Genomic DNA, 14,097 nt, shown 5'->3' on the forward strand with positions numbered 1-14,097 from the left:
GGGCTTCAGACCATCGCCAAGCGTTGCTTGCGGGTCGGTGCGGGGAATGCCCGGTCAATCGCCCGCAGGTCTTCGCTGCTCAGGGTCAGCAAGCCGGCCGCCGCATTCAGTCGCACATGCTCTGGGTCTACCGCCTTGGGAATGGCAATCACCCCCTCATCACGGGTCACCCAGGCCAGGCTGACCTGGGCCGGTGTCGCACCGTGGTGCTCGGCGATCTCGGCCAGCACAGGGTGCTGCAACAACTGCCCGGCCTGGGCCAATGGGCAATATGCCATGGTCGGCAAGGCGCGTTTCTGGCTCCACGGCAGCAGGTCGAATTCGATGCCGCGTTGCACCGGGTTGTACAGCACTTGGTTAGTGGCGCAATCGGGGTTGTGCAATTCGCGCAAGTCATCGACATCGAAATTGGACACCCCCCAACGCTTGACCTTGCCTTGTTCGCGCAAACGCTCGAACGCTTCGACGGTTTCCTCCAGCGGATGCTGGCCACGCCAGTGCAGCAGGTACAGGTCGATGCAGTCAGTGCCCAGGCGTTTGAGGCTACGCTCGCAGGCGGCAGGCACGCTGCGCTGGCCGGCATTGTGCGGGTAGACCTTGCTGACCAGGAACACCTGGTCGCGGCGCCCGGCGATGGCGTGGCCAACCACCTGCTCCGCGCCGCCCTCGGCATACATTTCAGCCGTATCGATCAGGCTCAGGCCCAGCTCGATACCTTGTTGCAGGGCTGCCACTTCGGCGGCCCGGCGGCCAGGGTCTTCACCCATGTACCACGTGCCCTGGCCTATGGCCGGCACCTTCGAACCTGCCAGTTTCACGTATCGCATGTCACCTCCGGGATCTGGGTATGGGAAAGCAGTACCTCGAGCAGCGCTTGCGCTGCGGTGGACAGTTTGTGCTCACTGAGCGCGATGACCCCCATGCGCCGCTCCACGGCGGGCTCGACCAGCGGCACGCAGCGGGCACCGAGCTCCTGCATCTGGTTGATGCACAGGGCCGGCACCGCGCTGACGCCCAGGCCGCTGGCGACCATGCGGCCAACGGTCGACAGTTGATGGCTCTCGAATGCCACCGCCAGCTTGCCATGGCTGGCCGCGACGTTCTGTTCCATCAACAGGCGGACCGCCGACGGGCGCTGCAAGGCGATGAAGTCTTCGGCCAGCAGTTGCGTCCAACTGACCTGGGGCAGCACGGCCAGGGGCGAGTCGGCGGGCACCACGGCGACGAAGCGGTCCATGTACAGGGGGTAGAAGTCCAGGCCATCGGTGTTGTCCGGTTCGAAGCCGATGCCCAGTTCGACGCGACGGTGGCGCACCAGTTCCTGTACCTGCTCGTTGATCACGTCATGCACGGTGACGTTGACTTTCGGGTAGCGCTGGCGAAACACCTTGAGGGCGTGCGGCAGCAGGTTACCGGCGAAGGCCGGTATGGCCGCCACCGAAACACGCCCCAGTTGCAGGGTGAAACGCTGGCGCAGCATTTCTTCGGTGTCGTCCCAGTCGGCCAGCAGGCGCCGGGCCAGCGGCAGCAGCACCTCACCTTCGGCAGTCAGGCTGACACTGCGGGTGGTCCGGCTGAGCAGGGCGCCGCCGAGGTTTTCCTCTAGCGCCTTGATGGTCAGGCTCAACGCCGGTTGCGATACATGCAGGTGTTCACCCGCTTGGGCGAAGCTCTGGTACTTGGCCACGGCGACGAAGGCGCGGAGTTGCTTGACGTTCATGACGGCCCTGATCGTTGTTTTGAAAAAGTTATCAATCGATGATGAAAACAAAATTAACAAATCAGTCGACTAAGGTGAAGATGGGGACACACGCTCACCGACAGCCTCGTCGGTTCAACAACTACAAAAGGCGGATCAACATGGCCGGACTGGACAAGCGCGTAGCAACGTATGAAGAGGCCCTCGACGGCCTGACCGACAACATGACGGTATTGGCCGGTGGTTTTGGCCTGTGTGGCATCCCGGAAAACCTCATCAACGAGATCAAGCGCCGGGGCGTCAAGGGCTTGACCGTGGTGTCGAACAACTGCGGTGTCGACGGTTTCGGCCTCGGCGTATTGCTGCAAGACCGGCAGATCCGCAAGATGATCGCCTCCTATGTCGGCGAAAACGCCGAATTCGAACGCCAACTGCTCAGTGGTGAGCTCGAAGTCGAACTGACCCCGCAAGGCACCCTCGCCGAGAAAATGCGCGCCGGTGGCGCTGGCATTCCGGCGTTCTACACCGCCACTGGCTACGGCACCCCGGTCGCCGATGGTAAAGAGGTGCGTGAATTCAAGGGCCGCCACTACATTCTCGAAGAGTCCATCACCGGCGACTTCGCCATCGTCAAGGGCTGGAAGGCCGACCACTACGGCAACGTGGTGTACCGCAACACCGCGCAAAACTTCAACCCGCTGGCGGCCACGGCCGGCAAGATCACCGTGGTCGAAGTGGAAGAGATCGTCGAGCCGGGCGTGCTGCTGCCCAGCGAGATCCACACCCCGGGTATTTTCGTTGACCGCGTGATTGTCGGCACCTTCGAAAAGCGTATCGAAAAGCGCACCGTAAAGGCCTGAGCGCCATCCTTCAGAACAACAAAGAGATCCTGACCATGGCACTGACCCGCGAACAGATGGCGCAACGCGTCGCCCGTGAACTGAAGGACGGCTACTACGTCAACCTCGGCATCGGCATCCCGACCTTGGTGGCCAATTACGTACCCGCTGACATGGATGTGATGTTGCAGTCGGAAAACGGCTTGCTCGGCATGGGCGAATTCCCCACCGAGAGCACGATCGATGCCGACATGATCAACGCCGGCAAGCAGACCGTCACCGCCCGCCGTGGCGCGTCGATCTTCGATTCGGCGCAATCGTTCGCCATGATCCGCGGTGGCCACGTCGACCTCACCGTGCTCGGCGCCTTCGAAGTGGATGTGCAAGGCAACATCGCGTCGTGGATGATCCCCGGCAAGCTGGTCAAGGGCATGGGCGGCGCCATGGACCTGGTGGCCGGTGCCGACAACATCATCGTGACCATGACCCACGCGTCGAAGGACGGCGAGTCCAAGCTGCTGCCGCGCTGCAGCCTGCCGCTGACCGGTGCCGGTTGCATCCGCAAGGTGCTGACCGACCTGGCCTACCTGGAAATCGACAATGGCGCCTTCATCCTGCGCGAGACAGCGCCGGGGGTGAGCGTTGAAGAAATCATCGAGAAGACCGCCGGCAAGCTGATCGTGCCGGATGATGTGAAAGAAATGACCTTCTAACCCGCAAGCGGGTCATTCAACCTGTAGGGGCAGCACAAGGCTGCGCCTACAGGTTTTTTGCGTTGCTGTAGAAATGTCCGATAAAACCAATAAAAGGAAGTTGATCGTGGCCGCTGAAATCCAAGACAGCCGCTCCGCCCGCTTTGCCCTGCGCTGCTCCAACTGGGCCGAACGCTGGTTCCCTGATTCCTGGGTATTCGCTGCCCTGGCCGTCGTACTGGTGTGCGTGGGGGCCCTGGCCATGGGCGCCAAACCGACCGACACCGCCAAGGCCTTTGGTGATGGCTTCTGGAGCCTGATCCCGTTCACCATGCAGATGGCATTCGTGGTCATCGGCGGCTACGTGGTGGCAAGCTCACCGCCTGCCGCGCGGCTGATCGACCGTTTGGCCCGCATTCCCAAGAACGGCCGCTCGGCCGTGTGCTGGGTGGCGCTGATCTCGATGCTGGCCTCGTTGCTCAACTGGGGCCTGTCGCTGGTGTTCGGTGGCTTGCTGGTGCGCGCCCTGGCTCGGCGCAGCGACCTGAGCATGGATTACCGTGCAGCCGGTGCTGCGGCATACCTGGGCCTTGGCGCGGTATGGGCATTGGGCCTGTCGTCTTCGGCGGCGCAATTGCAGGCCAACCCGGCTAGTTTGCCACCGTCGATTCTGTCGATCACCGGGGTGATTCCGTTCACCGAGACCATCTTCCTTTGGCAGTCCGGCGTCTTGCTGGCGGTGTTGGTGATCGTGTCGCTGGTGGTGGCCTATGCCACCGCACCAGGCCCCAACAGTGCCCGAACCGCTCAACAATGCGGTGTAGACCCAAGCTTTACCGCGCCGCCACCGGCCCAGCGCAGCCGGCCCGGTGAGTGGCTGGAGTACAGCCCCATCCTGACCTTGCTGCTGGTGGCCCTGGCCGGTGGCTGGTTGTATCAGGAGTTCGCCACCAAGCCCGCCATCACGGCCATCTCGGGGCTGAACACCTACAACTTCCTGTTCATCATGCTGGGTGCCTTGTTGCACTGGCGCCCGCGCAGCTTCCTCGATGCTGTGGCCCGCGCGGTGCCGACCACCACCGGGGTGCTGATCCAGTTCCCGCTGTATGGCTCGATTGCGGCGGTCCTTACCCAGGTCAAAGGGGTGGACGAACAGACGCTGGCCCATCACATCTCCACCTTCTTCGTGCAGATCGCCTCCCACGACACCTACGCGGTGCTGATGGGGGTGTACTCGGCTGTGCTCGGCTTCTTCATCCCTTCGGGCGGTGGCAAGTGGATCATCGAGGCGCCCTACGTGATGCTGGTGGCCAATGACCTGCAATACCACCTGGGCTGGGCGGTGCAGATCTACAACGCCGCCGAGGCGCTGCCAAACCTGATCAACCCGTTTTACATGCTGCCGTTGTTGGGGGTACTGGGCCTTAAGGCGCGCGACCTGATCGGCTTCTCGTTCGTGCAGTTGCTGGTGCATGCGCCCCTGGTGCTGGTGCTGCTGTGGGCACTGGGCACGACCTTGCAGTACGTGCCGCCCGTGATGCCGTGAGAATTTGCCCGGTCAAGGCCAGCATTTCGCGCGCACTCCACGTATCATCGGTGTGCGCGAGCCTTGCATCTGCCTTCGCCTGGGAAACTGCTTCACATGTCGATCCGATTGAAACTGCTGAGAAAGAAACTGGGTATCACCCTGGAAGTGCTGGCCGACAAGACCGGCATGACCAAAAGCTACCTGTCCAAGGTCGAGCGCGGCTTGAACACGCCGTCGATCGCTGCCGCGCTGAAACTGGCGCGGGCGCTGAACGTCAATGTCGAAGAGCTGTTCGCTGAAGAACACACCGCGCAGAGCCGTTACAGCCTGGTGCGCCACGCTGAACGCCAGGCGCTGGTGGGCGACGGCGAAGGGCCGGGCTATGCGGCGCTGACCAGCCAGGTAGGGCAGCGCAGCTTGCTGCCGTTTCTGATTCAGCCGCCCACCGAGTTCAGTGACCCGACGTTCAAGGAACACCAGGGCGAGGAGTTTCTGTTCGTCCATGCCGGGCAGGTTGAGGTCGATTTCATGAACGAACGGGTGCTGCTGGAGCAGGGCGACGCCTTGCATTTCAACGCCCAGACGCCTCACCGCTTGCGTTCGGTCGGGCCGCGCCCGGCGCAGTTGCTGGTGGTGGTACACGACAACGGCGAATGAGGGCAGGGCGATGATCGAGGAGTCGCGGTTCTGGCGCGATCCAGCATTGCCCTTCGTCGAGGCTCGGCGGGTCGGGGACGGGCGCCAGGTGTGTTATGCCGCCCATTCCCATGAGAGCTTTTCCATCGGCGCCATCACCGGTGGCCGCAGCACCTACCTGAGCGGTGACAGCCGGGTCGAAGTCAGCGCGGGCACCACGGTGCTGATCAACCCTGGGGTGGTGCACACGTGCAACCCCATTGAGGGCGAAGCCTGGTCCTACCTGATGCTGTTCGTTGACGAAGCGTGGCTGCAGGGGCTCGGATTCCGGTTGCCGGTGCAGGTTGTCAGCACCTCGCCGGCCCTCTACAGCGCCTTGCTGCAAGTGTTTGCCGACCTGTTCGATGACAACCTGCGGGATCGCGAAGCGCGGCTTGCGGCGTTCTTCCAGAGGCTGTCGAACGTGCTGGGTGGCGAGCCTGGGGCACCCAAGCCGGACCATCCTCGGCTGGAGGCCGCCGCGGCCTTCATCCGCGCACACCGTACCGACCCGCTAGACCTTGAAGTCATCTGCCAAGCCTGCGGCTTGTCCCGCGCCTACCTGATCCGCGCGTTTCGCCAGCGTTTTGGTTTGACGCCCCACGACTACCTGCTTGACCAGCGTGTGCAGTGCGCGCGCGCGCAACTGCGCCAGGGCAGCTCGATTGCCGACGCAGCCCTGGCAGCGGGCTTCGCCGACCAGGCGCACCTGCAGCGTGCTTTCAAGCGGCATTTGGCTGCGACGCCGGGGCATTATCGCAGCAGGTAAACCGCACTGCCCACCAGCAATATGGCCAGCCCGCGGTTCAACAAACGCATGCGCCCCGGGTTGCCCAGGCATTGGCGAATCACACTGCCAGCCCATGCCCAACTGGCCACCGAGACAAAACAGATCGGCCCATAGATCCAGGTGAACAACCACAACAGTTGCTGGTCGCCCCCTGTGTAGGCGCCGACACCTGCCACCGCCGCCAACCATGCCTTGGGGTTGAGACACTGCATGGCCGCGCCCTGCCAGGCAGACGGGGCGCGCTGTGCATGATCGCTGCCCAAGCGGCCATCGTCGCGGGCCAGCTTCCACGCCATGTACAGCAAAAACGCGACACCTCCCCCGTGCAGCAGCACCCCCAGCAGCGGCCAGCGCAACAGCAGTTCATGCAGGCCCAACCCAACCAGCACCAGCAGCAAGCAGAACCCCAGCGTGGCCCCGGCCACGTGGGCCAGGCTTGCGCGCAAGCCATGCCGGGCACCGCTGCCCAGCGCGACAATGTTGACTGGGCCAGGGGAAATCGAGGCGGCCAGCGCAAAGGCGGCCATGGACAAAGACAGGCTCATGGGGGTAATCCAAGTGGTGGAAGTTGACGCTATTCTTCAGGCGCAGGGCGTCAGCTGTATTGAATGAAAGTCCCCCGTTACAGGTTTTGTAATAGTTTCTCACTGTCAGAAAAACCGGCTGTGATTGTAGGATCTCTTACCCAATTTCTATTCAGGTACCTATGAGCACCTTCGCGGAACCCCCCTGTCCTTGGCCTTCTCGGCCGCCTTTCACCTGTCCTTGTGACGCTTCCCTCGTGAGTACCCGCAAATGGAATGGCTAGCCGACCCCACGGCCTGGCTAGGCCTGTTGACGCTTATCGTCCTCGAGCTGGTGCTGGGTATCGACAACCTCGTGTTCATCGCCATCCTGGCCGACAAACTGCCGCCGCATCAGCGTGACCGTGCGCGGATCATCGGTTTGAGCCTGGCGCTGATCATGCGCTTGGGCCTGTTGGCGAGTATCTCGTGGATGGTGACGCTGACCGCGCCGCTGTTCGAGGTATTCGGCAAGAGCTTCTCGGGGCGTGACCTGATCATGCTGTTCGGCGGTGTGTTCCTGCTGTTCAAGGCCACCATGGAGCTGCACGAACGGCTTGAAGGGCATGTTACTCAGGCCAGCGGTGCGGTCCGCCACGCGGCGTTCTGGCCGATCGTCGCGCAGATTGTGGTGCTCGATGCGGTGTTCTCGCTGGACGCTGTGATCACGGCCGTCGGCATGGTCGAGCAGTTGTCGATCATGATGATCGCGGTGATCTTCTCGATCGGCATCATGATTGTCGCCAGCAAGCCGCTGACCCGCTTCGTCAACGCCCACCCGACGGTGATCATGCTGTGCCTGGGCTTCCTGATGATGATCGGTTTCAGCCTGACCGCCGAAGGCCTGGGCTTCCATATCCCGAAAGGCTACCTGTATGCGGCCATCGGCTTCTCGATCCTTATCGAAGTGTTCAACCAGCTGGCCCGTGCGCGCCGCAAGCGCAGCCTGCAGCAGCACAAGCCACTGCGTGAGCGCACGGCCCATGCGGTACTGCGCCTGTTGGGCGGCCGTCGGGTCGAGGCTGACGAGGTCGGGGAAGAAATCGCCGACCTGGTCGAGGGCGGTGGCGAAGAGGTGCTGTTCGACCGCCGTGAGCGGGTGATGATCAGCGGTGTGCTGAACCTTGCCGAGCGGCCGATACGCACGGTGATGACCGCGCGCACCGAGGTCGATGTGATTGACCTGGCGCTGCCGGCCGCAGCCATTACCGAAGCCTTGGCCAATTCGCCGTACTCGCGCCTGCCGCTGATCCGCGACGGCCGCATCGATGAACCACTGGGCTTCGTGCACAAGAAGGAGCTGCTCAAGGAACTGCTGTCAGGCAGCCAGCCAGACCTGGAGCGCATGGCCCGGGCGCCGTTGAACCTGCTGGAAAGCTTCAGCATCCTCAACGCCCTTGAGCAGATGCGCGGTCAATCGACCCATATTGCCTTCGTGGTCAACGAATTCGGTGACTTCACCGGCCTGCTGACCATGACCGATATCCTCGAGTCGATCGCCGGTGAACTGCCGGATGCGAGTGAGGTAGAAGGGCCGGGTATCGTCGAAGAAGGGGATGGCTTTGTCGTCAGCGGCGCCCTCAACCTCAGCCAGGTGCAGGCGCGTACCGGTTTCAGCGCGCGTGCCACCGAGGACTACCAGACCCTCGCGGGCCTGGTGATGAGCTTGCTGGACCGCCTGCCGATGGTGGGGGATCGCCTGGCCTGGAATGGCTGGACGCTGACCGTGGAGGCAGTTGAGGAGCGGCGTGTGCGCCAGGTGCGGCTTATACCGAGCGGCGACGCTGACGCAGCAGGTGCTTGAAGCCTTCGAGCACCAGCACCAGCACTGCGGCCCAGATCGGCAGGTAGGTCAGCCACTGATCCGGGCCGATGCTTTCACCCAGCAGCAGGGCCACGCCCACCAGTAATACCGGCTCGACGTAGCTGAGCAGGCCAAACAGGCTGAACGGCAACAGGCGGCTGGCCAACACGTAGGCGATCAGGGCCGAGGCGCTGATCGCCCCCAGCACCGGGATCAAGGCGTAAAGGCCGGGGTGCGCCTGCAGGTCCGCAGGTGACAACGGCCCCTGGATCACGAAGTACAGGGCCCACGGCAACAGCAGGCACATGTCGCACCACAAACCGCCCAGGTGGTCGGTGCGGCAGCGTCGGCGCAGCACGAAGTAGATCGGGTAACCGATCATCACCACCAGGGTTTCCCAGGCGAAGCTGCCATGTTGGTACAGCTCGTGCCCGACACCCAGCGCAGCGCAGCACACGGCGATTTTCTGCAAGTGCGACAGGCGCTCGCCGTAGACCAGGCGCCCGGTCAAGACCATGGTCAGTGGCAGCAGGAAGTAGCCCATCGACACCTCCAGGCTACGCCCGTGCAACGGCGCCCAGAGGAACAGCCACAGTTGCACCCCCATCAGCCAGGACGTACCGACCATCCCCAGCAGCAGCACCGGGGTACGCCTTACCCGCCCCAGCAGCTCACCAACACGCTGCCAGTCCTTCGATACCAGCATGAACAGCGTCAGGCAAGGCAGCGTCAGCAGCGTACGCCAGCCAAAGATTTCCTCACCATCGAGCGGCGTGAGCAGGGAGGTATAGAAGTACATCACGGCGAACAAGCACGACGCCATGACTGATGAAAGGATGCCTTTTGACACGAATGCCTCGAATGGGAGAGTTGGGCGGCTGGATCAGCCGCGCATGATCTCAGGGGGCGCGTCCTGCGGCAACCGCGAGACGCCTTGGCGAGCGGCCAGCGCTTCGAGGAACGCCTCAGCCGGCATGGGCTTGGCGAACAGGTAGCCTTGCTGGAAGTCGACGTTATGCCGGGCCAGGTAGTCGCGCTGGGTCTCGGTTTCGACGCCTTCGGCGACGATGCCCAGGCCCAGCTTGCCCGACAGCTCGATAATGGTGTCGAGGATGTGCAACGACAATGCGTCACCCCCGACCATGGCAACGAAGCTTTGGTCGATCTTCAGGTAATCGACCTTGAACTGGCGCAGGTAGTTGAGGCTCGACTGGCCCGTGCCGAAATCGTCCAGCGCAATCATCACGCCCATTTCATGCAGCTTCTCGAACAGGTCCAGGGTCACCGGCGTGGCTTCGATCAGCTTGCGCTCGGTCAGTTCCAGGGTTAGCGCCACACGGCCTGGCGGGAAGTGCTGAAGAAAGGTCCGGCAATCGTCGAGCAGGCTCAGGTCGCGGCAATGGTCAGCGGTGATGTTGATACCAATGTGGAAGCCATCCTCCAGCAGCGCGGCATACGGTGCCAGGCTCTGCGCAGTGTGCAGCATCAATGCGCGGGTCATGGCGACGATCTGGCCGCTGTGCTCGGCGTAGGGGATGAACAGGTCGGGGCGCACCAGGCCTTCGCGGGGGTGGTTCCAGCGCATCAGCACTTCGGCACCGGCCCACTGGTAATCACCCTTGCGTACCACCGGCTGGAAGTACGGCAGAAACTCGTCGGCCTCCAGGGCGCGCTGCAGTTCGGCACGCGGCGAAGTGGCGCGGCGGACCTGCCAGTGGCACACCGCCCCGGCCACCGCACCGAGTATCAGCAGCAGGCTGAGCAGGGCGGGGTAGTGGCTGAGCAGCAGTTGGCCTTGCTTGTCGGCGCCATAGCCGCCGTACACGCTGAACGGGTAGCGGGTCGAGCTCAACGTCACCGCGGCAGTCGCTGCCGTGGGCGGTGAGCCTTCGTGAACAGCACCGTCCTTGCCCATCCAATCATTACCGACGCGGATCTGCAGCGTTTCGTCCGGGCCGATCAGGCGCAGTGCCGTGAGCAAGTGGTCGCCATCGACGGTAGTGATCGCGCCGCGATCGCCGTCGCTGGCCCGATACACCAGCAGCGCGTGGCCCGGCGTTACCGAGTTGCCATTCATCAACCACAGCGTGCCGTTGGCGTAGTCGCCAGCGTCGACGGCCTCATCGAACTCACCGAACAGCGAGGAGCAATACAGCGTGTTGTGCTGGAACAGGTTGGTGGAGCGCACAAAGGCGTTACGCGTGACCTGGCCGCGCAGGGCCAGTTGCACCTGCGCGCACGGGTCGCCTGCCAACGGCAGCAGCGCTTGTGCCGTACTGGACGCCGTGTCGAGAATACGCTCGACATGGTCAATCACCTGAGCGGCAGTAGCATGGCTGTTGGCGTGCAGTTCACGGTCGATCTGCCAGTTCATCACCCCCAGGCCGCAGGCCACCGGGAGCACGCCGATCGCCCAAGGCAGCAAGGTGCGCCAACTCCAGCTGGCGCGGCGTTTACGGGTGAGGGGCATACTGGCCTAATCTGTTGAAGAGAACGTGCAGAGGATAGCCGTTTGTCGGGGGCGCGGGCGAACTAAAGCGCGACAAACCGATTTACGCACTGTAGAATCCAGTTACGAATACAACAATAAGGTTCTCCACATTCGGGAGAATCAAGCCCGCCGAGAATGGGTCCATATGACAAACCATGGGTTCAAACTGATCATTGGTGGCTTCCTCGCTCGCAGCGTGCGTGGCATCCCGTGCTCACCGCCTGTTCTGTTCTACATCCCCGGAAATCACTAATTTTTCGCTGTAGATGAGGACAAGAACATGGCTGATATTTTCGAAAATCCAATGGGCCTGATGGGCTTCGAGTTCATCGAGCTGGCATCGCCGACCCCAGGTGTGCTCGAGCCGGTTTTCCAGATACTCGGTTTCACCAAGGTCGCCACCCACCGCTCCAAAGACGTGCACCTGTACCGTCAGGGCGGCATCAACCTTATTCTGAACAACGAACCCAAGAGCATCGCCTCGTATTTTGCCGCCGAACACGGCCCGTCGGTCTGTGGCATGGCGTTCCGCGTTCGCAATGCTCACGAAGCCTATGCCCGCGCGCTTGAACTTGGCGCTCAGCCTGTCGAAATCGAAACCGGCCCGATGGAGCTGCGCCTGCCCGCGATCAAGGGTATCGGTGGCGCGCCGCTGTACCTGATCGACCGCTTTGAAGAAGGCAGCTCGATCTACGACATCGACTTCAACTTCATCGAAGGCGTAGACCGCAACCCGGTGGGCGCAGGCCTGAAGATCATCGATCACCTGACCCATAACGTTTACCGTGGGCGCATGGCCTACTGGGCCGGGTTCTACGAGAAGCTGTTCAACTTCCGCGAGATCCGCTACTTCGATATCAAGGGCGAGTACACCGGCCTGACCTCCCGTGCCATGACCGCACCCGATGGCATGATCCGCATCCCGCTCAACGAAGAATCGTCCAAAGGCGCCGGGCAGATCGAAGAGTTCCTGATGCAGTTCAACGGCGAAGGCATTCAGCACGTGGCCTTCCTGACCGACGACCTGCTCAAGACCTGGGATGCCCTGAAGGGCATCGGCATGCGCTTCATGACCCCGCCGCCGCAGACCTACTACGAGATGCTCGAAGAGCGCCTGCCAGGTCACGGTGAACCTGTCGACCAACTGCAAGCGCGCGGCATCCTGCTCGACGGCGCTGCAGAGCAGGGCGACAAGCGTTTGCTGCTGCAAATCTTCTCGGAGACCTTGCTTGGGCCGGTATTCTTCGAGTTCATCCAGCGCAAGGGTGATGATGGCTTTGGCGAAGGTAACTTCAAGGCCCTGTTTGAATCCATCGAACGGGACCAGGTTCGCCGCGGTGTATTGAGCACCGATTGATAGGTGCTGGTACCGCCGTCATGCCGCTTCGGCGGCGGTACCACGCTTGTTGCGACGCGCCCTGAACAGGCCCCAGTAGACGATCGAGCCGGTCACGATGCCTACCAGTACCAGGGAAGGCAGGACCTGCAACATCGATTGGCGGATTTCTTGGGCCGTATAGCCTCTGGCATAACCGCCCCTCACCGCATACCCATACTTCTCGGAGATTGCCCTTTGGGCATACTCGGGCTGCGAAGGCCGATGCGGGTCGCGGCTGTCTCCATGGCTCCAGATGTATTGGTCGCCGAACTCCAGAAGCAGTGTCAGGCCATCCTGAAATGCCCGCAGCTCGTTGCGCAGTTCAGTGGCATAGCCTGTCACGATCACGCTCGGGTTGTTGCCCGGTTCCTGAAAATGGGTCACCAGCGTAGTGGGTAATGCTGGCGAGTCGAGCGCGAGTTCAACCTGTTGCCCAGACTGGGCGAAGGCCGAAAGATGGTCGAGGGAGTCCGAGTGGGTGCTGCAATACGCTTCCTGGTCGCGCACCAAGGTCAACGAGCGTAGCAAAGGGTCACGGGCTACCTGATTCTGCAGGGTGCTCTGGACTTCGGCGCACGCCTTGCCTGCAACAGGCTGGGCGAGGATAACGGTGCTTTGCATGCGGTCCAGCACTTTATCGATGGTGAATACCGCTTCCTGGACGGAGATCTGTGCGTTTTCCTCCAGCTTTTTCTCCAACTGAAACACCATGACCAGCAACCCGGACACCACCGGCACCAGCCCGATGGCCATGATGAGCAGCAATTCCAGCAAACTGCGCCCGGCATGCATGATTTTCGACATAGCCTATTGTTCTCCAGTCTGATGCTGCCCGTGGTGGGCAGGTAGTCTGGGAGCCTATGTAATCAATTGCGTGTCGGATGTAGTCCGCGTGCGGCCCGCGCTTCGAGAAACGATGTAATCAGGCGTAAGCCGTCACTTTGCCTCGAGTCTTGCGAGTACCTTTTCAGCCAACGTTGCAGTGGAATCTGGGTTTTGCCCAGTAATCAGCCGATCGTCGCTCACCACGTAAGGTTTCCACGGGTCATCGTGCTTGCTGTAAATACCGCCCCGAGCAACCAGTTCGTTTTCGGTGAGAAAAGGCACAACCTTGTCCAGTTCCACCAGTTGTTCCTCGATGTTGGAAAAACCGGTGACCTGACGGTCTTTCAGCAGCAGGCTGTTGTCACTGAGCTTGATGTTCAAAAGGCCGACAACGCCGTGGCAAACGGCCGCCACAATGCCTTTATTCTCATAGATTTTGCGCGCGAGCTCTTGCAGCGGCTGGTTATTGGCAAAGTCGTACATCACCCCGTGCCCACCGGTGTAATAGATGACGCTATAGTCGTCAGCCTTGACCTGCCCGGGGCTGAATGTTTTACCCAGGCGTGTCATGAAATGCTTGTCGTCATACCATTGCCAGTCCAGCTCAGGTGCCATTTGCAGGCTGTGCGGGTCGATAGGCACGTAGCCGCCCTCGGGGCTGACATAGTCGACGTCGTAGCCTGCGTTCTGGACCTTTTCGACAAAATGCACAGCCTCGCCCAACCACAGCCCGGTTGCCCGATTGAGGCTCGGGTACTTGGCCGTATTGGTCAGCACTACCAGCATCTTCTTGCTCATGACCACACTCCCATC

The 14,097-nt window shown here is 61.9% G+C and carries 14 protein-coding genes; 7 read left to right on the top strand and 7 right to left on the bottom strand.

Annotated elements, in window-relative coordinates:
• Positions 1-5 precede the first annotated feature (5 nt).
• Complete coding sequence (locus tag MFF34_RS11430) at positions 6-827, bottom strand: aldo/keto reductase (RefSeq protein ID WP_238213669.1); 822 nt, start codon at positions 825-827, stop codon at positions 6-8.
• On the bottom strand, positions 815-1,720 hold the full coding sequence (locus tag MFF34_RS11435; RefSeq protein WP_238213671.1) for a LysR family transcriptional regulator: 906 nt from the start codon (positions 1,718-1,720) through the stop codon (positions 815-817). The genes MFF34_RS11430 and MFF34_RS11435 overlap by 13 nt, the downstream gene beginning before the upstream one ends.
• A gap of 140 nt (positions 1,721-1,860) precedes the next feature.
• Between MFF34_RS11435 and MFF34_RS11440 the strand changes: the two genes are divergently transcribed.
• From MFF34_RS11440 to MFF34_RS11460, 5 genes are all read left to right on the top strand, one after another.
• Positions 1,861-2,559 (top strand): CoA transferase subunit A, encoded by a 699-nt coding sequence (locus MFF34_RS11440; RefSeq protein ID WP_027593432.1) that lies wholly within the window; start codon positions 1,861-1,863, stop codon positions 2,557-2,559.
• Between the two features lie 35 nt (positions 2,560-2,594).
• On the top strand, positions 2,595-3,251 hold the full coding sequence (locus MFF34_RS11445) for a CoA transferase subunit B (protein ID WP_027593431.1): 657 nt from the start codon (positions 2,595-2,597) through the stop codon (positions 3,249-3,251).
• Between the two features lie 73 nt (positions 3,252-3,324).
• Positions 3,325-4,776, top strand: a complete 1,452-nt coding sequence (locus MFF34_RS11450; protein ID WP_238213674.1) for a short-chain fatty acid transporter — start codon at positions 3,325-3,327, stop codon at positions 4,774-4,776.
• A 96-nt stretch (positions 4,777-4,872) separates the two neighbouring features.
• Positions 4,873-5,415 carry a helix-turn-helix domain-containing protein gene (locus MFF34_RS11455; protein ID WP_099454296.1) on the top strand — a complete coding sequence of 181 codons (543 nt, stop codon included), beginning with the start codon at positions 4,873-4,875 and terminating at the stop codon, positions 5,413-5,415.
• Positions 5,416-5,425: 10 nt separating this feature from the next.
• On the top strand, positions 5,426-6,202 hold the full coding sequence (locus MFF34_RS11460; RefSeq protein ID WP_238213676.1) for an AraC family transcriptional regulator: 777 nt from the start codon (positions 5,426-5,428) through the stop codon (positions 6,200-6,202).
• On the opposite strand, the gene MFF34_RS11465 is transcribed toward MFF34_RS11460, so the two are convergent.
• Complete coding sequence (locus MFF34_RS11465) at positions 6,187-6,768, bottom strand: LysE family translocator (protein WP_238213678.1); 582 nt, start codon at positions 6,766-6,768, stop codon at positions 6,187-6,189. The two genes, MFF34_RS11460 and MFF34_RS11465, sit on opposite strands and share 16 nt — an antisense overlap.
• Positions 6,769-7,018: 250 nt before the next feature.
• On the opposite strand from MFF34_RS11465, the gene MFF34_RS11470 reads away from it, so the two are divergent.
• Positions 7,019-8,590, top strand: coding sequence for a TerC family protein (locus MFF34_RS11470; RefSeq protein ID WP_027593426.1), 1,572 nt, complete (start codon positions 7,019-7,021; stop codon positions 8,588-8,590).
• Here the strand turns inward: MFF34_RS11470 and rarD are convergent.
• Positions 8,553-9,440, bottom strand: coding sequence for an EamA family transporter RarD (gene rarD, locus MFF34_RS11475; protein ID WP_027593425.1), 888 nt, complete (start codon positions 9,438-9,440; stop codon positions 8,553-8,555). The two genes, MFF34_RS11470 and rarD, sit on opposite strands and share 38 nt — an antisense overlap.
• 33 nt (positions 9,441-9,473) lie before the next feature.
• A complete protein-coding gene (locus MFF34_RS11480; protein ID WP_238213680.1) occupies positions 9,474-11,060 on the bottom strand; it encodes an EAL domain-containing protein in 1,587 nt (528 codons plus the stop codon).
• 301 nt (positions 11,061-11,361) lie between these two features.
• Here MFF34_RS11480 and hppD point away from each other — a divergent pair, with 301 nt between their 5' ends.
• On the top strand, positions 11,362-12,438 hold the full coding sequence (hppD, locus tag MFF34_RS11485) for a 4-hydroxyphenylpyruvate dioxygenase (protein WP_027593423.1): 1,077 nt from the start codon (positions 11,362-11,364) through the stop codon (positions 12,436-12,438).
• 18 nt (positions 12,439-12,456) lie between these two features.
• Here hppD and MFF34_RS11490 read toward each other — a convergent pair whose 3' ends face one another.
• Entirely contained in the window at positions 12,457-13,263 is an 807-nt protein-coding gene (locus MFF34_RS11490) for a CSS-motif domain-containing protein (RefSeq protein WP_238213682.1), read from the bottom strand.
• Positions 13,264-13,395: 132 nt separating this feature from the next.
• Complete coding sequence (locus MFF34_RS11495; RefSeq protein WP_238213684.1) at positions 13,396-14,082, bottom strand: type 1 glutamine amidotransferase domain-containing protein; 687 nt, start codon at positions 14,080-14,082, stop codon at positions 13,396-13,398.
• Between the last annotated feature and the right edge of the window lie 15 nt (positions 14,083-14,097).

It is taken from the genome of Pseudomonas sp. PAGU 2196, assembly GCF_022179005.1.
In the GTDB taxonomy this organism is placed as follows: domain Bacteria; phylum Pseudomonadota; class Gammaproteobacteria; order Pseudomonadales; family Pseudomonadaceae; genus Aquipseudomonas; species Aquipseudomonas kermanshahensis.

Bases quoted from the DNA above. Each gene is read 5' to 3' on its own strand.
- MFF34_RS11455 (WP_099454296.1), top strand. From the start codon at position 4,873: ATGTCGATCCGATTGAAACTGCTGAGAAAGAAACTGGGTATCACCCTG.
- MFF34_RS11490 (WP_238213682.1), bottom strand. From the start codon at position 13,263: ATGTCGAAAATCATGCATGCCGGGCGCAGTTTGCTGGAATTGCTGCTC.
- hppD (WP_027593423.1), top strand. From the start codon at position 11,362: ATGGCTGATATTTTCGAAAATCCAATGGGCCTGATGGGCTTCGAGTTC.
- MFF34_RS11430 (WP_238213669.1), bottom strand. From the start codon at position 827: ATGCGATACGTGAAACTGGCAGGTTCGAAGGTGCCGGCCATAGGCCAG.
- MFF34_RS11460 (WP_238213676.1), top strand. From the start codon at position 5,426: ATGATCGAGGAGTCGCGGTTCTGGCGCGATCCAGCATTGCCCTTCGTC.
- MFF34_RS11480 (WP_238213680.1), bottom strand. From the start codon at position 11,060: ATGCCCCTCACCCGTAAACGCCGCGCCAGCTGGAGTTGGCGCACCTTG.
- MFF34_RS11495 (WP_238213684.1), bottom strand. From the start codon at position 14,082: ATGAGCAAGAAGATGCTGGTAGTGCTGACCAATACGGCCAAGTACCCG.
- MFF34_RS11470 (WP_027593426.1), top strand. From the start codon at position 7,019: ATGGAATGGCTAGCCGACCCCACGGCCTGGCTAGGCCTGTTGACGCTT.
- MFF34_RS11440 (WP_027593432.1), top strand. From the start codon at position 1,861: ATGGCCGGACTGGACAAGCGCGTAGCAACGTATGAAGAGGCCCTCGAC.
- MFF34_RS11435 (WP_238213671.1), bottom strand. From the start codon at position 1,720: ATGAACGTCAAGCAACTCCGCGCCTTCGTCGCCGTGGCCAAGTACCAG.
- MFF34_RS11445 (WP_027593431.1), top strand. From the start codon at position 2,595: ATGGCACTGACCCGCGAACAGATGGCGCAACGCGTCGCCCGTGAACTG.
- MFF34_RS11465 (WP_238213678.1), bottom strand. From the start codon at position 6,768: ATGAGCCTGTCTTTGTCCATGGCCGCCTTTGCGCTGGCCGCCTCGATT.
- MFF34_RS11450 (WP_238213674.1), top strand. From the start codon at position 3,325: ATGTCCGATAAAACCAATAAAAGGAAGTTGATCGTGGCCGCTGAAATC.